The organism is Aeromonas sp. PrichA-15 (genome assembly GCF_017939245.1).
GTDB classification, from domain to species: Bacteria; Pseudomonadota; Gammaproteobacteria; order Enterobacterales; family Aeromonadaceae; genus Aeromonas; species Aeromonas caviae.
On sequence record NZ_JAGKRH010000075.1, the window covers coordinates 1 to 19349 of the forward strand.

12 protein-coding genes are annotated in these 19349 nt (G+C 62.5%); 2 read left to right on the top strand and 10 right to left on the bottom strand.

Features of this window, described 5'->3' with window-relative positions; genetic code table 11:
* Positions 1-177: 177 nt before the first annotated feature.
* The 8 genes from putP to J9889_RS11845 form a co-directional block, all read right to left on the bottom strand.
* The gene (gene putP, locus J9889_RS11810) at positions 178-1686 is read right to left on the bottom strand and encodes a sodium/proline symporter PutP (protein WP_210556774.1); all 1509 of its coding nucleotides are present in this window, start codon (positions 1684-1686) and stop codon (positions 178-180) included.
* A gap of 274 nt (positions 1687-1960) precedes the next feature.
* The gene (locus J9889_RS11815; RefSeq protein WP_010675523.1) at positions 1961-2887 is read right to left on the bottom strand and encodes a L,D-transpeptidase family protein; all 927 of its coding nucleotides are present in this window, start codon (positions 2885-2887) and stop codon (positions 1961-1963) included.
* 185 nt (positions 2888-3072) lie between these two features.
* Positions 3073-4314 carry a mechanosensitive ion channel domain-containing protein gene (locus tag J9889_RS11820; protein WP_210556787.1) on the bottom strand — a complete coding sequence of 414 codons (1242 nt, stop codon included), beginning with the start codon at positions 4312-4314 and terminating at the stop codon, positions 3073-3075.
* 131 nt (positions 4315-4445) lie between these two features.
* Complete coding sequence (locus J9889_RS11825; RefSeq protein ID WP_210556789.1) at positions 4446-5645, bottom strand: acetate kinase; 1200 nt, start codon at positions 5643-5645, stop codon at positions 4446-4448.
* Between the two features lie 218 nt (positions 5646-5863).
* Positions 5864-6334 (bottom strand): YhcH/YjgK/YiaL family protein, encoded by a 471-nt coding sequence (locus J9889_RS11830; protein ID WP_210556791.1) that lies wholly within the window; start codon positions 6332-6334, stop codon positions 5864-5866.
* A gap of 310 nt (positions 6335-6644) precedes the next feature.
* Complete coding sequence (locus J9889_RS11835; protein WP_010675527.1) at positions 6645-7751, bottom strand: 1-acyl-sn-glycerol-3-phosphate acyltransferase; 1107 nt, start codon at positions 7749-7751, stop codon at positions 6645-6647.
* Positions 7752-7925: 174 nt separating this feature from the next.
* On the bottom strand, positions 7926-8480 hold the full coding sequence (locus tag J9889_RS11840) for a GNAT family N-acetyltransferase (RefSeq protein WP_041212415.1): 555 nt from the start codon (positions 8478-8480) through the stop codon (positions 7926-7928).
* Positions 8481-8517: 37 nt separating this feature from the next.
* Positions 8518-9072, bottom strand: coding sequence for a GNAT family protein (locus J9889_RS11845; RefSeq protein ID WP_128296719.1), 555 nt, complete (start codon positions 9070-9072; stop codon positions 8518-8520).
* 351 nt (positions 9073-9423) lie between these two features.
* Between J9889_RS11845 and J9889_RS11850 the strand changes: the two genes are divergently transcribed.
* Complete coding sequence (locus J9889_RS11850) at positions 9424-11196, top strand: M4 family metallopeptidase (RefSeq protein ID WP_210556793.1); 1773 nt, start codon at positions 9424-9426, stop codon at positions 11194-11196.
* A 57-nt stretch (positions 11197-11253) separates the two neighbouring features.
* Here J9889_RS11850 and J9889_RS11855 read toward each other — a convergent pair whose 3' ends face one another.
* Positions 11254-12153 carry a LysR family transcriptional regulator gene (locus J9889_RS11855; RefSeq protein WP_029314793.1) on the bottom strand — a complete coding sequence of 300 codons (900 nt, stop codon included), beginning with the start codon at positions 12151-12153 and terminating at the stop codon, positions 11254-11256.
* Between the two features lie 202 nt (positions 12154-12355).
* Here J9889_RS11855 and mdtH point away from each other — a divergent pair, with 202 nt between their 5' ends.
* A complete protein-coding gene (mdtH, locus tag J9889_RS11860; RefSeq protein WP_029314794.1) occupies positions 12356-13549 on the top strand; it encodes a multidrug efflux MFS transporter MdtH in 1194 nt (397 codons plus the stop codon).
* Between the two features lie 169 nt (positions 13550-13718).
* Here mdtH and J9889_RS11865 read toward each other — a convergent pair whose 3' ends face one another.
* On the bottom strand, positions 13719-19328 hold the full coding sequence (locus J9889_RS11865; RefSeq protein ID WP_349237008.1) for a type I secretion C-terminal target domain-containing protein: 5610 nt from the start codon (positions 19326-19328) through the stop codon (positions 13719-13721).
* Between the last annotated feature and the right edge of the window lie 21 nt (positions 19329-19349).

The window sequence follows — 19349 nt, forward strand, 5'->3', positions numbered from 1 at the left end:
GGAGGTTGGCGGAGTTGCGGGGCTGCATAGGCGTCATGTTCATAGAAAAACGCCCCAGGCCATCGAGACCCAGGGCGGTGAAGATATCAAAGACCCGTTTTCCGGTAAATCGCAATGCGGCTCCGCTTAAGTGAACAGCATTGCGCAGTTGCGGGGCTTTTGTCGTCGAGGCGGGGGTTATTTTGCCGCGATGGCGTCTGCCATAGGGCTCTGGAACTCCTGCTCGGCTTCTGCGAAGCGATCCTGCATGGCCTTGGAGGGGGCCTTGTCCAACAGGCTGAACAGCACGATAGCCAGGGTAGCAAACAGGAAGCCCGGGATGATTTCGTACAGACCCAGCCAGCCGAACTGCTTCCAGATGATGACGGTCAGGGCACCGGTCAGCATGCCCGCCAGGGCGCCGTTGCGGGTCATGCGGGACCAGAGCACGGAGAACAGCACCACGGGACCGAAGGCGGCACCGAAGCCGGCCCAGGCGTAGCTTACCAGCCCCAGCACCCGGTTCTCCGGGTTCACGGCCACGGCGATGGCGATGAGGGATATGAGCAGCACCATGGCGCGGCCAACCCACACCAGCTCTTTCTGGGAGGCGTTCTTGCGCAGGAAGGGCTTGTAGAGATCCTCGGTGATGGCGCTGGAGCAGACCAGCAGCTGGCAACTGAGGGTACTCATCACCGCCGCCAGGATGGCGGAGAGCAGCACGCCGGCAATCCAGGGGTTGAACAGGATCTTGGAGAGCTCGATGAAGACGCGCTCCGGGTTGGTGGTCACGCCGCCCGCCTGCTCGGTGAAGGTGGAGAAGTAGGAGAGGCCGAAGAAACCGATGGCCACGGCGCCGCCCAGGCAAAGCACCATCCAGGTCATGCTGATGCGACGGGCGCTGGCCATGGAGTGGTGGGAGTCCGCCGCCATGAAGCGCGCCAGGATGTGGGGCTGGCCGAAGTAGCCCAGGCCCCAGGCCATCAGGGAGATGATGGCGATGAAGTCCAGGTTCTTGAACATGTCGAGGTTGCTGGCGTTCTGCGCCGCCACCTGCACCATGGCGGTGTCGATGCCGCCCACGGCGATGATGACGAACACCGGGGTGAGGATGAGGGCGAAGATCATCAGGGTGGCCTGCACGGTATCGGTCCAGCTCACCGCGAGGAAGCCGCCGAAGAAGGTGTAGGTGATGGTGGCTGCGGCGCCGACCCAGAGGGCGGTGTCATAGCTCATGCCGAAGGTGCTCTCGAACAGGCGGGCACCGGCCACCACGCCGGAGGCGCAGTAGATGGTGAAGAACAGCAGGATCACCAGGGCGGAGAGGATGCGCAGCACCCGGCTCTTGTCCTCGAAGCGGTAGGTGAAGTAGTCCGGCAGGGTCAGGGCGTTGCGGTTCTTCTCGGTGTGAACCCGCAGCCGACCGGCCACCCAGCGCCAGTTGAAGTAGGCGCCGATGATGAGGCCGATGGCGATCCAGCTCTCGGAGATGCCGCCGATGAAGACGGCGCCTGGCAAGCCCATCAAGAGCCAGCCACTCATGTCGGAGGCACCGGCGGAGAGGGCGGTCACCCAGCTCCCCATCCGGCGGCCGCCGAGAATGTAGTCGTCAAAGTTACGGGTGGCGCGATAGGCGATGAAGCCGATCAACACCATCCCGAGGATGTACACCAGAAAGGTGATGAGCATGGGGGTGCTAGCTGTCATTCAAAACTCCGTTATGTGACGTCTGTGCCCGTTCTTGCGACGGACTCTTCCTTAAAAAAACCGGCCTAGAGTAATCAGCAGATCGCCGGACCACAACCACTTTTAACAAATAAAAAACACATGGAAAACGTTTAACACCTAACCAAGCAACCACTCAATTGCAATAAGGCCGGATTTTATCCCGCTCTGCCAAGGGTTTACCCTGATGATCCCCTCCCCCGCGCCATAAAAAAGCCCCGACAGTGGCCGGGGCTCGGGATACCGACGGGCGGGATCAGCGGTTGATGGCGATGGGCATGCCGCTGCGCTGCTCCAGGGCTTGCTTGACCAGCTGGGAGTCGCTGTCCGCGTGGGCGATGAAGCGGGTCACGGCGGTGGACATGGGCAGCGGGGCCGGCAGGCTGGAGTTGAACTCCTCCTGGTTGCGGGAGAGGGGCTGGTGCACTTCCAGGTAGCGGCGGCCATCCGGCTCGACAGAGGCCTTGATGGGCTGGTTCACGAACTGGACGCGGGTACCGACCGGGACCTGCTTGAACAGGTATTCGATGTCGTCGTTGCGCAGACGCACGCAGCCGTGGCTCACCCGCAGGCCGATGCCGAACTGGGCGTTGGTGCCGTGGATGGCGTACATCTTGCCGATGTAGAGCGCGAACAGCCCCATGGGGTTGTCCGGACCGGCCGGCCAGACCGCGGGCAGGGTCTCGCCACGGGCGGCGTACTCGGCGTGCATCTTCGCGGTCGGGGTCCAGGTCGGGCCCGCCTTCTTGCGCTGCACGCTGGTCACCCAGTCTTCCGGGGTGTCGGTGCCGAGCTGGCCGATGCCAATCGGCAGCACTTCCACCACCTTCTTGCCTTTGGGGTAGTAGTAGAGGCGCATCTCGGCGACGTTCAGCACGATGCCTTCACGGGGGGCATCCGGCAGGATCAGCTGATGCGGCACCACCAGCTTCTCGCCCGCCTGCAGCAGCAGGGGGTCTGCCTTGGGGTTGGCTTCCAGCATGTTGGTCAAGCCGAGCTGGAATCTGGCCGCTGCCGCTTCCAGGGGTTGGCCCGCCTCTTCCGGGGACACCACGTAGTCCAGGTTCTCCCCCACCAGGCGGCTGTTGGCTGCGGGCAGGGCATATTCGATGGCGAGGGCGGGCATGGCGGCCAGGATCAGGGAGCAGCACAGTGCGGCCGCCGTGTTGTGGAGGAGCTTCATAACTTTCCTGTGATAAAGGGGGTGGTTCAGCACTCTGGCCAGCGCGGAGGCGACGGGCGCGCCCGGGGCGAAGAGAAGGCCGCCATTTTTCTCCTCTGCCATGCAAATTTCAACCGCCACGTGCTGACGGGTCGGTGATTAAATACGGTGCCGCGCTGCGCCGCGGCACCTTGTCATAAGCGGGATCAGCCGTTTTTCCAACTGTGCATGTCATAACCGGTTGGCGACTGATGAAAACGCAGATGGAATTGCTCAATTATCGCAAATATGTGGTCGAAAATATCAGCCTGTATCCCTTCATACTCGGCCCAGGCGGTGGTCGCCGTGAAGCAGTAGATCTCCAGCGGCAGGCCGTCCGTGGTCGGTGCCAACTGGCGCACCATCAGGGTCATGTCCTTGCGAATGCCCGCATGAGCCCGCAGGTAGGCGTCCAGATAGGCGCGCAGGGTGCCGAGGTTGGTGAGGTGGCGACCATTGATGGGGCAGCTGATGGCATCGCTGAGCTGCTGGTTGTAGCTGCTGAGCTCCTGCTCCTTGCGGCTGAGGTAGGGCGCCAGCAACCTGGCCTGCTTGAGCTGCAACTGCTCCTGCGAGGTGAGGAAGCGCACGCTGGTCATGTCAATGTTGACGCTGCGCTTGATGCGGCGCCCGCCGGATTCGGTCATCCCCTGCCAGTTCTTGAAGGAGTCGGAGATGAGGGCATAGGTAGGGATGGTGGTGATGGTCTTGTCCCAGTTCGACACCTTGACCGTGGTGAGGCCGATGTCGGTCACCTCGCCGTCCGCCCCGTACTTGTCCATCTGCAACCAGTCACCGACGCTCAGCATGCGGTTGGCGGAGAGCTGGATACCCGCCACCAGGCCGAGGATGGGGTCCTTGAACACCAGCATCAGGACCGCGGTCATGGCCCCCAGGCCGCTGAACAGGAAGAGGGGCGACTTGCCGAGCAGCAGGGCGATCATCAGGATGCCCACCAGGATGCTGGCCACCAGTTTCACCCCCTGGAAGATGCCGCGCAGGGGCAGATCCCGCCCAAGCCGGGTATGCCGGCTCAGGGAGAGCAGGCAGTCGAGCAGGGCGAACAGGGCCAGCAGCAGGAACAGCAGGATCCAGAGCTGGGCCAGCAACTCGATAAGCGCCAGGCTCTCGGACGCTTTGGGCAGCCAGATCTCCGCCTGACCGAGCAGTACGGCGCCCTGGAACACGAAGGCGAGCCGGTAGAAGAGGCGCTGCTGCAACTGGGGCGGCAGCCACATCTGCTTGGTCTTGCCAAGCAGCCCCACCAGGCGCACCAGCAGGATGCGGTGCAGCACCAGGTGCAGCACCATGGCGGTCAGCACGATGAACCCCAGGGCAATCACCAGGGCCATCATGGGGGTCACATCGACCCCCAGGCCTGACAACCAGTTGAAAAACATCTCTTTCATCGTTACCTCCGCAATATCACACAGCGGTCAGGGTACGCATCTGGTCCCCCATGTCAAATGACAGGCCGATCACTATTGCCGAAACGACAACGCCCGGCAGGGGCCGGGCGTTGTCGTCACCAGAGGGTGCCTTAGCCGACCAGGCTCAGGGCATCACGGGCGATCACCAGCTCTTCGTTGGTGGGCATCACCAGGGCCAGACGGCTGCCTTCGACGGTGATGGGGCCTTCACCGCCCAGTACGGCTGCGTTGTTGGCCTCCTTGTCGATCTTGAAGCCGAGCAGGGCCAGTCGGGCCAGCACCATCTCGCGCACCATGGCGGCGTTCTCGCCGATGCCGCCGGTGAACACCAGGGCGTCCAGGCGACCATCCATGGCGGCAGCATAGGCACCGACGTACTTGGCAACGCGATAGGTGAAGACATCCAGCGCCCGCTTGGCACCGGCATCGATAGCGTAGTTGGTGGTGACGTAACGGCAGTCGCTGCTCTCCTCGGTCATGCCCAGCAGGCCGGATTCGCGGGTCAGCACCTGGTTGATCTTGTCCACGCTGTAATCCAGGTTGTCGTGCATGAAGAAGACGATGGCAGGGTCGATGTCACCGGAGCGAGTGCCCATCGCCAGCCCTTCCAGCGGGGTCAGCCCCATGGAGGTGTCGACGGACTCGCCGTTCTTGATGGCGCAGACGGAGGCACCGTTGCCCAGGTGGCAGTTGATGATGTTGAGCTCATGGAGCGGTTTGCCCAGCGCCTTGGCGGTCTCTTCGGCGATGAAGCGGTGGGAGGTGCCGTGGGCGCCGTAACGACGGATGCCGTTCTCGCGATAGAGCTTGTAGGGCAGCGCGTAGAGGTAGGCTTCCTCTGGCAGGGTCTGGTGGAAGGCGGTGTCGAACACGGCCACGTTCTTGTCGGCCAGGGCCGGGAACACCTTGAGGGCGGCACGGATGCCGATGAGGTGCGCCGGGTTGTGCAGGGGGGCGAACGGAATGGCGGCCTCGATGCCGGCAATCACGCCGTCATCGATGCGCACGGAGCGGGAGAACTGCTCACCGCCGTGCACGATGCGATGGCCGATGGCGACCAGCTGATCGGCCAAGGCGGGATCCTGGGGCAGGATGTGGCCCACGATGTGGTCGAGGGCTTCCTGGTGCGCAGCACCGGCGCCCAGCATGGCGTCGCCCTTGACCCCGTGGAGTTTCCATTTGATACGTGCGTCATCCAGATTGAAGCATTCGGCCAGGCCGGACAGCATGTCCTCGCCCGTTTCAGCGTCCATTACGGCAAATTTCAGGGAAGAGCTACCGCAGTTAAGGATCAATACCAACTTGCTCATGTTCTACATCTTCCTGTGCTTCGGCTTTACGCCGACAGTGTCGTGTCATCCAGCGATGGATGGGATTCCCCTGCCGGGGGCTTATGGTCGCAGGAGGGTGCGTCCAATTTTTCAAATCGTTGGGCGCAGACCGTTCGTCTGGCGCGCGCGTCGAATCAGCGATTCGCAACGGGCCTCTGTTGGCCCAATCACTCGGGACTCCAGGCCCCGGTTGCCACTCAGGCGCAGGTCAGCAGCGACTGGTGAACCTTGACGACCAGCTTCTTGACCGGACCTGGGGTCGTCAGGGTACAGAGGGGGCGATGCAGTTCTCCCGGCCAGAAGATGGCGAAGTCGCCGGGCTGCAACGCCAGATAACTGGTCTGCTCGTCATCGACGAACCAGAGATCGGGGTGAGGATGGTCAGCACCGTCCCGGCTGTAGGCGTGAGGGCCCACGCCGATCCACTCCTCGCCGCGCAGCAGCAGCTGGATGTCCAGATACTGCTCATGAAACTCGCCCCGGCGATCCGCCACCGGCTCTGTCAGATCCTCGCTCACCAGGCAGAACAGCGTGAGGCCGTCGACCTCCTGCTTGCCGAGGGGGGCGTGCAGCCAGCGTTCGACGCTTTGCACCACCTCGGCCACGATACGGTTCAGGGGGGCGGGCAAGGGGGTGCGTTGCAAGGTATCCAGACTGCCGGTGATCATGAGGTTCGCATCCTTAGGTATATCTGTGGTCTATCTTTGTGCACCAATGAAAAAGGACCATTAAAGGTCCTTTTATCGTCTCGTCTGCCATCCGTGCAGACGGGGGCGCTGTCGCTTCCAAGCCGATGGCGCCGAGTCACTGTTGCATACTCGTCCGCCCCTGCCAAGAGATACTCGCCCATTTACCCGATGATCGTACCAGTTGAAACAATATTATTCACTACCCAATCTCCCCCGACTTTGACCAGACGCAAAAACGGGAGCATCTGCTCCCGTATTTTTTCCATCACCCGCTCAAAAGCGGTGCCATTCAAACCTTGCCGGCGTTTTCCACCGGCTTGGCGTACATGGCGCGCCAGATGGCCTTGTGCTCTTGTGGCACCTCGGACTGACGAGTCAGGAAGGCACTCTGCTCTATGGTGCTGGCCTTGCCGGGCACATCCGCCGCGAGGTAGTTGCCTGGGAAGAGGCGATAGCTGCTCCAGATCGCCTTGTCGATGAGCGCCGCCAGCTCGTCTGGATCGCTGAAGCCCTCGGTGATGGGGGCGCCGAAGGAGACATGTACCCGCCCCTTCTGGCCGACGATGCCCGCGACGATACTCTCGATGTCCTCGAATTCGCCCTTCTCGTAGCTGCCGTTGACCGACTTCTCGTAGAGCTCGCGCGCCTTGGCCTTGTCGGTGGGATCCAGCTCGTAGCTGATGCTCACCGGCACGATGTTGAGGCTGCGCATGTAGTCGACGAACTCGATCTTCTGCTTCTTGCCGTCCACGTAGAACATCTTGAGGATGGCCGGATCCGTCTTGTCATCCCCGTCCTTGGCGCGCCCCTCCTTCTGGGCGATCCAGATGGAGTGCCCCTCATGCACCGACTGGCCGATGTAGGCCGACAGCTCGCCGAGGGCCTTCATCATCTCCCGCGGCCCCTTGGCGGAGCGCTTGACGATGAAGCTCTTGTTGAGCTTCATCAGCTCGGTGGCGCAGGGCTTGCGCAGCAGGTTGTCGCCGATGGCGATGCGCACGGTATCGAAACCATGGGTGTGCAGCCCCCAGTTGACGAACGCCGGATCCATGGCGATGTCCCTGTGGTTGGAGACGAACAGGTAGCCCTGCTCCTTCTTGAGGTGTTCGAGCCCGGAGAAGCTCACTCCCTGGGTGGAGGTGGCGATCATCCGGGTCATGTAGCGGGTCACCCCCATCTGTACCTGATGGATGGTGCTGACCTTGGCCCACTTGTGGCGCAGGAACTGGCGGATCAGCGGGCGAATGGCCCAGCCCAGCCAGCTCATCAGGGAACCGAAGCGGTATTTGGCGATGGCGCCGATAAACTCGTCATCCTGGATCAGCCGCTCGATGGCAGCCGGCACTTCTTCATCGCGATAGGGGCGAATGTCCGCGAATCTATCTACTTCTGTCACAATGTCTGCCTTGCATGTATGGAGTCGCGGCCTGCGTCTGCCGGCCGGGAAAATTCAGGGCGCAATTTTACACGCTTTTATCCCCAGGGGTATGAGAGGCGTACAGATAGTGCGATCTTGCAGTGAAAAAGCGATGGCGGTCACCCGCCAGCCCCCCTTTCGACAACGGCTCTGCTAGCCAGCGGGGTTGATGAGCGCGGTGAGGACGTGGTCCTCCCAGCGGCCGTTGATCATCAGATAGTCCCGAGCGTACCCCTCCTGCTCGAACCCCAGCCGTTCGAGGAGCGCGCCGCTTCGCAGGTTCGCGGGCATGTAGCTGGCCATGATGCGATGCAGGCCCCGCTCCCGGAACAGGTGATCGATGCCGGCGGCCACCACCTCCTGCATCAGGCCCTGCCCCTCGTGCTCCTTGTCGATGGCATAGCCCAGGTGGCACGCCTTGAACATACCCATCACAATGTTCGTGAAATTGCAGGTGGCGAGCACCCGCTCCCCCCTGGGATCGAGCGCTACCAGTTGCACGGCACTGCCCTCGAAATAGTGGCCGTAACCGTCGCGCAAGCGGGTCTGCCAGTGGGCCAGGGTGTAGAAGCTCTCCTCCCGCCTGGGCTCCCAGGGGGACAGGTGGGCGCGATTGCGCAGATAGAAATCCACCATCAGGCAGGCCCGCTCCGGGGTCAGCACGGTCAGCCGGGTACGGGGGGTGGCAATGTGGGGCAGCGTCGTCATCTCACCCTCAGGAGGTTGGAAGCGGACAGGAAGGTCATCAGAGATCCCTCAGCCTCAGCCACTCGTCCCGCAGCAGGCCGTAGTGCACATGATCCACCACCCTGTCCGCCAGCCGCTCCGCCCGCCGGGTCATCCCCTCCTGGGTCATTCCCAGCCGCTCGCACACGGCTCGGCTCGCCTCGTTCTCGAGGGCGGCGCTGATCTCCACCTTCTCCATCCCCATCTCCTCGAAGGCGTGATGGATCAGGGCCTGGCAGGCCCGGGTGATGATGCCGTGCCCCTGCCAGCGCTCCGCCAGCCAGTAGCCGATGGCCACCTTGCCGAGATCCTGATCGATCTGGTTGTAACCGATGACGCCGACCACCTCCCCCTGATACTCGATGGCCGTGGTCAGCCCCTCCCCCCGGGCAAACTTCTCGATGGCGTGGCGAATGAAGGTGGCGCTGTCGGCGGGCTGCTGGATGTGGGGCACCCAGGGCAGCCACTGGGAGAGGTAGTCGCGGTTGCGCTGGCAGAGGCGAAACAGCTCGCTGGCCATGTCGGGTTGCAGGAACAGGAGCGCCAGCTCGTCATCCAGTTGCCATGAAAACATCGCCACTCCTCCCCGGTTCCACTCCGGCCATCTGCCGTCATGGGAGCCAATGTAGTCAATCAATCCCTTGTTTGCCAAGGACTTTTCAACCGGCTTCCCCGCTGGCAACCCCCATATGGCGATCCCCATGCGGGCACCTTGACCCCAAGGTCATCAATCACCCCTCACAGCGGTTCAACACGCTGCCATTACCAGCATTTATGGATGATTGACGCTGTAAAAGTGAATCGTGCTACCTGTTTTCGCTGCCCTGTGACAAATGACAGGCCGTTATTTTCCCCCTTCCCACTAGTGTAAGAGCGCCGGGCAACGGACCCGGCGTGTAATCTTCATCGACTAAGGAAAGACGAGATGAACAAAGTCTATTTGGCCGTCATGCTGGCCTGCTGGGGAAGCGCCGCCATGGCGGCAGAACAGGTGGAAGTGAACCAGGTCTCCGACCTGACCGGTGCGGTGAGCGGCGCCGCCAAGATTGGCGCCCTTGGCGCCGGGGATGGCGAGTTTCGCAAGGTGCGGGCGGTGACGCTGCCCAATGGCCAGCAGCGGATACGCTATGAGCAGACCTGGCAGGGGATTCCGGTGTGGGGCCAGGTCCTGGTGGCCGATCAGGCGCTGGGGGGCCAGGTCAATCAGGTGTCCGGCACCATGCTGCGCAAGATCGATGCCGACCTGACGGGCCCGGCCGTTGCCCTCTCCGCCAGCGACGCCGCACGCCAGGCTCGCAGCGGTGCCAAGGGGAGCAACGAACAGGTCAAGCTGTTCGTGATGCAGGATGAGACCGGCCAGGCCAGACTGGTCTATCTGGTCTCCTGGCTCGCCGCCAGCAAGGAACCGAGCCGTCCCTTCGTGATGATCGACGCCCAGACCGGCAGCGAGCTCAAACGCTGGGAGGGGATCAACCACAAGGACGCTACCGGCCCGGGGGGCAACGTCAAGACAGGCAAGTATTTCTACGGCGCCGACTTTGGCCCCCTCCAGGTGGATGACAACTGCCGCATGACGGGGACCAACGTGGACACCCTCAACATGAATCACGGCACCACGGGGGGCACCATCCACCAGTTCACCTGCCCGGAGAACACGGTCAAGGAGATCAACGGTGCCTATTCCCCTCTCAACGATGCCCACTACTTCGGCAACGTGGTGTTCGACATGTACCGCAACTGGTACAACACGGCGCCGCTGAGCTTCAAGCTCAAGATGCGGGTGCACTACAGCCGCAACTACGAGAACGCCTTCTGGGACGGCAGCCAGATGACCTTCGGCGACGGGGCCACCACCTTCTATCCGCTGGTGAGCCTGGATGTGGCGGCCCACGAGGTGAGCCATGGCTTCACCGAGCAGAACTCAGGACTGGTCTACTCCGGTCAGTCCGGCGGCATCAACGAGGCCTTCTCCGACATGGCGGGGGAAGCGGCCGAATACTACATGAAGGGCAGCAACGACTGGCTGGTGGGGGCCCAGATCTTCAAGGGCAACGGCTCCTTGCGCTACTTCGAGGACCCGGCCCGGGACGGCAAGTCCATCGGCCACGCCAGCGATTACTATGACGGCATCGACGTGCACCACAGTTCCGGGGTCTACAACCGCGCCTTCTACCTGCTGGCCAACACCAGCGGCTGGCAAACCCGCAAGGCGTTCGAGGTGTTCGTGCTGGCCAACCGCCTCTACTGGGGCCCCAACACCACCTTCGATCAGGGGGCGTGCGGGGTGACCAGGGCCGCCACGGATCTCGGCTACAGCGTGAGCGACGTGGCAGCCGCCTTCACCGCCGTCGGGGTCAATGCCACCTGCGGCGGCACCACGCCCCAACCGGGCAGCGTGCTGCAAAACGGGGTACCGGTGAGCAATCTCACCGCCGACAAGGGGGGCAAGCTGAACTTCACCGTCGAGGTGCCCGCCGGCAGAAGCCAGCTGGTGGTGACCAGCAGCGGCGGCAGCGGGGATGCGGATCTCTACGTGAAGTTCGGCAGCGCGCCGACCGCCAGCAGCTATGACTGCCGCCCCTACAAGAGCGGCAATGCCGAAACCTGTACCCTGAACGCCCCCAAGGCGGGGACCTGGCACGTGCAGCTGAGCGGGTTCAGCGCCTTCTCCGGCGTCACCCTCAAGGCCAGCTACTGAGTCTGAGCGGGCATCAAGGGGAATTAGCGAAGAGCGCCGGCCTGGTCCGGCGCTTTTTTATGTCCGCTTGCCCGACCAGCGCCGGGCCAGGGTACGGGCCGCCTCCAGCACCCGCTCCTTGGCGGGATTGGGGCGCTTGCCGCTGCGCCAGGCCATCATCACATCCCAGTGATCCGGTGGCAGATCCACCACGTCCAGCTTCACCAGGCGACCGAACTCCAGATCCCGGGTGATGGCGAGCGCCGGCATCAGGGTGATGAAGCCGTGCTCCAGCGCCAGCTCCCGCGCCGCACTCGCTGGCTGGATGGCGTGCAGCGGGCTCGCCACCTGGCGCAGCAAACGCAACTGCAGGATCAGCTCGTCGCAGCCCGTCCCCCACTGCTGGGGCGCCAGCCGCTCGTTGGCAATGTCCTGCAGGGTCAGCCCTTGCCGCCCGGCCAGCGGGTGGGTGGCGCAGGCCACGGCGATGATCGGGGAACGGTAAAGCAGTTCGAGCTGGATGCCCGCGATGGCAGGGCACTTGAGAATGAAGCCCACGTCGGTCTCGCCGGTCAGCAACTCCTGCATGATGATGCCAGAGTGATCCGTGTTGCAGCGGATCTCGAAGGTCTCGTCCACCAGGGCCAGCAGCAGGGGGCCGAACACCGCCGTGGTCAGGGAGGGGAGGCAGGAAAGCCGGATCCGCGGCAATGCAGGCGCCCCCTGCATCGCCAGCCGCCCCCCTTCCAGTGCGCTCAGGGCCGCAGTCGCGGCAGGCAGAAACTGCTCGCAGGCCGGGGTCGGGGTGGCCCCCCGACGATGGCGACGGAACAGGGACTGACCCAGCTCCTGCTCCAGCACGGCAATGCGCTGGCTCACCATGGGTTGTGACCAGCCGCGAATGGCGGCCACCTTGCTGAAGCTGCCACGGTTGGCCACATCCAGCAGCAGTTGCAAATCGTCGAGGGTCATAGCCATAACCAAATCCAATATGAAATATAGCCAGTTGTCGGCTACCACTATATCTGGAGCCCCACCAGAATAGCAGCATCAATCGTCATGAATCGGCTGAACGCCACCGAGCCAGGGAGTTGTCATCCTCCTTGGCTCTGTTTGGTGACGGCGCCGTTCGGGCAAGAAAGACAACAATATCAGCGAAGCAAACAGAGGTATCAGGGTCATGGTGGATCGGGCGAGGCGGTTGGGGCGGTGGTTCTTGGCATTGGATTCCCTGCTGGTGATCCTAGGCTTCTTCGTGGTGATGCCCATGATCAGCCTGCGCTTCGTCGACCAACTGGGCTGGGCCGCCGGTGTGGTCGGACTGGCACTGGGGCTGCGTCAGCTTACCCAGCAAGGGCTGGGGGTCTTTGGCGGCTCCCTCGCCGACAAGTTCGGGGCGCGCCCCCTCATCGTCTGCGGCATGCTGCTGCGGGCGCTGGGGTTTGCCAGCCTGGCCTATGCCCAGAGCGGATTGGAGCTGATCCTCTCCTGCATCATCTCGGGGCTGGGTGGCTGCCTGTTCGATCCCCCCCGCGCCGCTCTGGTGATCAAGTTCACCCGGCCACGGGAGCGGGGTCGCTACATCTCCCTGCTGATGATGCTGGAGAGCGCCGGCGCCGTGGTGGGAGCCCTGCTCGGCAGCTGGCTGCTCAACTTCGATTTTGAATATGTCTGCCTGCTGGGTGCCGGCCTGTTCGTCTGCGCCGCCCTGTGCAACCTGCTGATCCTGCCCCCCTACAAGCTTTCGGTGCGTCCGACGCCGATCCGGGACGGCCTCGGCCAGGTGCTGGCGGACAAGGCCTTCTGCCGACTGGTGCTGATCTTGAGCGGCTACTACGCGCTCTGGGTGCAGGTCATGCTGATCTTCCCCATCCTGGTCAAACAGATGGCAGGCAGCACCACAGCGGTGGGCTGGATGTACACCCTGGAGACGGCCATCTCCCTGGCCCTGCTCTACCCCCTTGCCCGGTTCGGCGAGCGCCACTTCAAGCTGGAGAACCGCCTGATGGCGGGGGTGCTGCTGATGACCACGGGGATCGGGCTGGTGGCCTTTGCCACCACCTTGCCCGCCGTCTTCCTGCTGCTCGCCTGCTTCTATCTCGGCATCGTCATCGCCGAGCCGGCGCGGGAAACCCTGATGACCAAGCTGGCACAACCGGGGGCGCGGGGCAGCTACATGGGCTTCAGCCGACTGGGACTGGCGCTCGGAGGTATGACGGGTTACGTGGGGGGCGGCGCCCTGCACGACTACGCCATGGCCCAGGGGCAACCCTGGTTGCCCTGGCTGGTGCTCGGTACCGTCGGTGTCACCACCTTGCTGCTGCTGGCCAACTGCTTCCAGCGCGGCTCCCGCCTGGCAGGAGTCAACGCCTGATCCTCTGGCAATCATCCCGTCTACCCCGGGCGCCCTTCTCTTGAAGGGCGCCCTTTTTTCACCTTCATCTTGCATTGCCCTCCCCCTCGTCTGCGCCCATCCACCCAAAAATCCCCCCATAAAAAAAGCGGCAGATTGCTCTGCCGCTTTTGTCCAGCCCGCTTGGCTGTTACTTGTTGATATCCAACATGTTGTTTTGCAACATGAAATCGATCACCTGGTTGGCAGTCGTCCCTGAACCGCCCGTCAGGGAGTCGAAGGTGTGGTTCATCAGCACTATCTCCTGAGTCACCGGCGCCGCACTGCTCTCCTTGACCTGCAGGTGCACCCCTTCGCTGTCCTGGAACACCGAGAGCAGGCTCTTCAAGGAGCTCTCGCTCTTGCTGCCATCACTGTCGAGCAAGTCGCTCAGATCCAGCTTGTCCCCTTCCGACTTGCTGAAATCGACGATGTAGTCCTTGGCCACCTTGCCAGCCTCGGTATCCCCCTTCAGCCAGGTGAAGGTATCGGCACCTGCATCCCCCATGAGGATGTCGTTGCCGGCCCCCCCGATCAGGATGTCGTTGCCCAGTCCGCCGCTCAAGATGTCGTTGCCGGTACCGCCATAGAGGGTGTCGTTGCCACTGCCACCATAGAGGCGATCGTTGCCGCTCTCCCCATAGAGGGTGTCGTTGCCGCTACCACCGAACAGGGTGTCGTTGCCGGCACCGCCGTACAGGAAGTCATCGCCCCCCTGACCGAACAGGATGTCATTGCCATCACCGCCGAGGAGGGTGTCACCCTTGTCATTGGCCGACGACTGATCGAACTCGCTGGCATGATCCGTGATGTAGGCGTGCACCTGGGCATCGGTCACCGAGCCTGCACTCAGCTTACCGGCCACATACTGCTTGATGGCCGCGTAGCCTTCACCGTTGATGCCGGCGAAGTGGATGGCATCCCCGAACAGGATGTCGTCACCGGCACCGCCGTCGATCCGGTCGCGGCCCGGCAGGTTGTTCACCGAGGTACCCAGGATGGCGTTGGCCAGGTCGCTGGCGTTGACACCGGTCATGATGACGCCGTCAGAGTCGTAGGACTTGAGATCGTTGTAGGAGATGTTGGCCCCCAGTCCGATCGCCTCCACCGTGACCCCCATGCCCGTCAGCAAGCCAAAGCCGGCAACCGAGTTCGTAATCGTAGTATTGGTGGTATTACGGCCATCACCATCCAATGTCGAGTAGGTATAACCACCCAGACCATCAGGGCGCATATAGCCGATCTTGGTTGAATCCCCCTTGGTATCAACTTTATAAACCGCCCCTTGAGCATCGATAATGGTATATCCGCTGCTCTTGTAGACTTGGCCGGGAACATAGCCGTTCTGCAACAGCTGACTGAGATAGACATCACGAGAATCATTCGGATAGTCATCGATCAGCGGATTGCTGCCCTCACTACTGAGATAGTAAGTCGGCTTACCATCGGTAATGAAGTAGGTCAGGTTCTTGGCATTGGTATTACCCTGTACGGTCGAGCTGTTGAACCAGTTGGCCGTGGTCTTGAACACATCCTCGTAGTTGGTACCACCGCCGCTGTTGGTGCTGCCATCCATGCTGTCGAGAATGGCTTGTAGCTGGCTCAGAGCGTTGCTGTCCTTCAGGTTCACGCTGACCGACTTGTTGGCCATGGTGTCGAAGTCCACCAGGAAGATGTTGACCTTCCCGGCCCCATCGGTGCCGGCGCTCGCCTTGAGGCTGGAGAACACCTGAGCCAGCTGGCTCTTGATGGTATTCATGGCGCTGGTGCCGATACTGCCCGAGCTGTCGACCATAAAGGCGATGTTGTAGTTCTGGCCCGGCAGTACCACGCTGCCATCCAGATCCCCGACCACGATATTGTGCTCGTTGCCATAGGTGCGGTTCTGATCGCCCGGCTCCCCTTCGGTAGAGAGGAAGTAGCTCATGCGGATCGAATCCTGATCCGATGCACTGCTGGTCTGATCGGTCGCCACTTCCTTGGCGATGGCTTCTACCTTGAGGTCGAACTGGCCGGCACTGCTGCCCGGTACCCGCAGGGTCAGACCGGTCAGCTTGACGTCCAGCGCGCTCTGGTTCCACAGACCGGTCAGCGTCAGCTTGCCATCGGCCCCCACGGTGCCGAGCACGGTGGAGCCTTGATAGAGGGTCGACCCCGTCGGCATGCCGGTCAGCACCAGGCTGTCGAACTGCTCGCTGCCATCCCGGTCGGTCAGGGAAGCGCTGATCTCGAGCGGGTAATCCACCACGCTCGGCTGTACCGCCGTCAGGGTGCCGTCGGTCTGGTTGAACTGGTAGATGCCGTCATCAAACTGCACCAGCTCGATGTCGTAGAGCGACTTGCTGATGGTGACGCCGTTCTCCTTCACCAGGAAGTTGAAACCGCCGTCACTTCTGCGCTCGATGACATAGTTGGCACGCGAGCCCATCAGGACGGCCAGGTCAGTCCCGGTACCGCCAAACAGGGTGTCGCCACCCAGTCCGGCCACCAGGATGTCGTTGCCGGTGCCGCCGTCGAGGGTATCGCCGGAGGTGGAGTTACCGCCGACCAATACATCATTGCCCGCGCCGCCGACGAAGTAATCGCCACCCCCCTTCACGCTGACGATGTAGTCGTTGCCGCTGGTCCCCACCACGCTGTCCTGGGTCGTGGTGCTGTCGGTAAAGCTGCTGCTGATGCCAAAGTTGCCCTTGTTGAAGTTGCCGCTCTGGAACGCCCCGGTGGAGATGCCGGACGACGGGTACTGGGTATAAAGCGGGACGCCGTTACCCGTCAGGCTGATGTCGACCACCGGCTTGTCCGCGACCGCCGTGATATCGATCACCAGCTTGCCGCTGTTGCTCAGGTTGGCGCCGTCGCTGATCTGGTAACCAAAGCTGGCGTAATCGCCCTGCAGGTTGCCGGTCACGAGGCCATTGCCGTTGCTGGCATTGGTGCTCGACTCGTTGAGGCCTGGCACGAAGCGCAGGTGGCCGCTGTCGATATCGGCGTAGGAGACAAGATCCCCCACCTTCACCGCAATCCACTGGCCGGCTGCGTTCAGGTACTCCAGCTTGCCGTTCAGCGGCAGGCTGTTGATCTGCACGCTCAGGTCAGAAGCGGCCTGATCATCGCTGGCACCAAACTGGGCCCAGGTCAGGACCTGGGGCTGATCTTCGGCACCGGCGCTGTGGCCGCCAGCCGCCGTCGGCGCCCGATCATTGTCCACTATGGTACCGGTCCCGCTCTGACCACCGATGGTCACCGAGAGGGTCTCGTTCGTCTCGACCAGACGATCGTTCACCGTCGGGATGGTCACCGTGAAGTCTGTCACGCCCGCCGGTACCGTGATCTTGCCGGTGGTGCTGTTGTAGGTCACGCCGTTGCTGAACTGGGCATTGCCCCAGTCCTGGTTGGAGGCGGGGTTGTTGCCCGATCCGCGAATGGCGAAATCGTATTCGGTCGCTTCCTGGGTCGCATCGGACAAGGTGACCTTGTGCAACAGGTTGCCCCCTTCAGTCACGCTCTCGCTGGAGACACCCTGAACCAGCGGCGTGAAGAGAGGCTTGGTGGCGAAGGAGCCAATGCTGGCGTCACCGTCACCATCCACCACCCGGATCTGGAAGTCGATGTCACCATCACCCAGGGGTTTGGACATGCGCTGGTACTGGAAGAACTCCCACTTGCCGGTGGCTGGCGTGAACTCCAGCTTGAAGACGAGGTTGCCGCCCGCATCCTTCCCGAGCAGGGTATTGGCCCCGCTGGCGGTGATGGCGATGGCTGAGCCGGAAGCCGTCCGCAGACCATTCTCGAAGGTCGCCGGGTCCAGCACCAGCCCGATGGAGCCCTTGCCGTCCGCCCCCCACTGCGGGGTCACGGTGCCGGAACCATAGGCGATGGCCTGCGCCGTGTTGGCACCGAGGAACTCGATGCTCTGTACGGTGAAGTCGCTGTTGTCGGAGGTATTGGTGTTGCCGTTGTTGGTCGCCTTGATCACCATGGTATCGAAGCCACCCTGCTGCACCTGGAAGTTCTGGTTGAACTCCCCACCCGATGCGTTGGAGTTGAATACCAGAGTGCTGATCAGAACACCACCGCGATAGAACTCCACGACCCCGCTCTCCAGCTCGCCGCCAAACATCTTACTGAACTTGATGTTGGCGCCGTAGGCAACCTTGCCCGCATCCAGCCTGACGATCAGCTGCTCGGAGGCGGACGATCCGTCAGCAAAGTGACGGAAGTCAATCTCGTTGGCGAGGTTGTGGTAAGGCGCAGCACCGCTGGCTACCCCCAGCCCCGAGCTGGAGCCGTTGACATCCGCCGTTACCAGTGAGGAATCGGTTGCCGACTTGAAGCCCAGGGCGCTGATGGTAAAGCCCGCCATGTTCAGGGTGCTCTGGTTGCCACTGTACTTGGTCAGGTCGAAGAGCCCGGTCAGCACATTCGGAATATCGGTCTTCACCACGGAAACGGCATCACTGTTGCCAGCAATGGGGGAGTCGTCCTCGACGCTGACATCCAGCTTGCCCTTGGAGACGCCGCTGCCATCGGAGACCTCCACGTCCAGCTGGAACGACAACTTGTCTTCCGAGGTCGTATCCCCGTGGTCGAGGGGGCCCTTGAGGGTCACGTCATAGGTCCACTCTCCCTTGCCGCTGGCATTGGGTGCCGTCAGCTTGACCTCAACCACCGCCTTGTAATCGGCGCCGCCAATCGCCCCCGTGTAGCCGACCAGCGTCTTGCTGCCCGCATCCCAGCTCCACTGGACCTTGGCCCCACCGGACGTCAGCCCGGCCGGTCCGTTCAGGGAGATGCTGAGCGTGCTGCTGTCGATGTCGCCCACCGAGAGGGTACCGGACGCCTTGATGGCATTGGTGGTATCCGGGTTGCCGACCGTGTCGGCAATACCGTTTGCCAGACCCTCTTCGGAGACGACAGCCCCATTGGAGATGGTCAGCGTCGGCAGATCGTTGACCGCATCCACCTTGATGGTCACGGTTGCGGGACTCGCATCCACGGCGCCATCGTTGTCTACCGCCGCATAGTTGAAGGTGGTGTTGCCGTTCCAGTTCGCATTCGGAGTAAAGGTGAGCTTGCCGGCGTCCACCACCGCAATGCTCTGATCCACCGTCACAGCCACCCCGTTCAGATAGAGGATGCCGTTGGCAGGCAAGCTCTTGATGGTGAAACTCACCACGTTGCCATCGATGTCGCTGCCACTGAGGGTCGGAATGGCGATGCTGGCGGCATCTTCCTGACCGTTTGCCTGCTTGTTCGCAGTCTCCGGCGCTTCATTCAGGATCTGCGCGTTGTCGCTGCCCGGCAGGGAGACGTTGCCCGCCTTGTCGGTCTGGGTCGCCGTCACCGTCAACGACTTGCCGTTGGCCGGGGTCGTCTCCGTCCAGCTGATGGTGCCATTCTGATAGCCGTAGCTCTTGCCATTGCTTGCCAGCAGGGTGCCATCGGCCTTGAGCGTCAACTGGACAGTGCTGTTCACCCCACCATTGTTGATGGTCAGCGTCACCTTGCCGCCCGCAACCAGGTCTGCGTGATTGATCCCGGCGCGTACCTGGATCTGATCATTGCCAATCTCGGCCTTGGTCAGCATCTGGTCGTTGTTGGCATCATCCACGATAACCACGGTCGGTGCCGCAGTGGCGGTGGTGTCGCCCATGGTGGCGCTGTCGCTGCCCGGCAGCGAGACGTTGCCCGCCGCGTCCACGATGGTGGCGGTCACGGTCAGCGTCACCCCGTCCGCCGGACGGTCAAACTCGTAACCCACCTTGCCCGCCGTGATGTCGGC

Bases quoted from the DNA above. Each gene is read 5' to 3' on its own strand.
- putP (WP_210556774.1), bottom strand. From the start codon at position 1,686: ATGACAGCTAGCACCCCCATGCTCATCACCTTTCTGGTGTACATCCTC.
- J9889_RS11815 (WP_010675523.1), bottom strand. From the start codon at position 2,887: ATGAAGCTCCTCCACAACACGGCGGCCGCACTGTGCTGCTCCCTGATC.
- J9889_RS11820 (WP_210556787.1), bottom strand. From the start codon at position 4,314: ATGAAAGAGATGTTTTTCAACTGGTTGTCAGGCCTGGGGGTCGATGTG.
- J9889_RS11825 (WP_210556789.1), bottom strand. From the start codon at position 5,645: ATGAGCAAGTTGGTATTGATCCTTAACTGCGGTAGCTCTTCCCTGAAA.
- J9889_RS11830 (WP_210556791.1), bottom strand. From the start codon at position 6,334: ATGATCACCGGCAGTCTGGATACCTTGCAACGCACCCCCTTGCCCGCC.
- J9889_RS11840 (WP_041212415.1), bottom strand. From the start codon at position 8,480: ATGACGACGCTGCCCCACATTGCCACCCCCCGTACCCGGCTGACCGTG.
- J9889_RS11845 (WP_128296719.1), bottom strand. From the start codon at position 9,072: ATGTTTTCATGGCAACTGGATGACGAGCTGGCGCTCCTGTTCCTGCAA.
- J9889_RS11850 (WP_210556793.1), top strand. From the start codon at position 9,424: ATGAACAAAGTCTATTTGGCCGTCATGCTGGCCTGCTGGGGAAGCGCC.
- J9889_RS11855 (WP_029314793.1), bottom strand. From the start codon at position 12,153: ATGGCTATGACCCTCGACGATTTGCAACTGCTGCTGGATGTGGCCAAC.
- mdtH (WP_029314794.1), top strand. From the start codon at position 12,356: ATGGTGGATCGGGCGAGGCGGTTGGGGCGGTGGTTCTTGGCATTGGAT.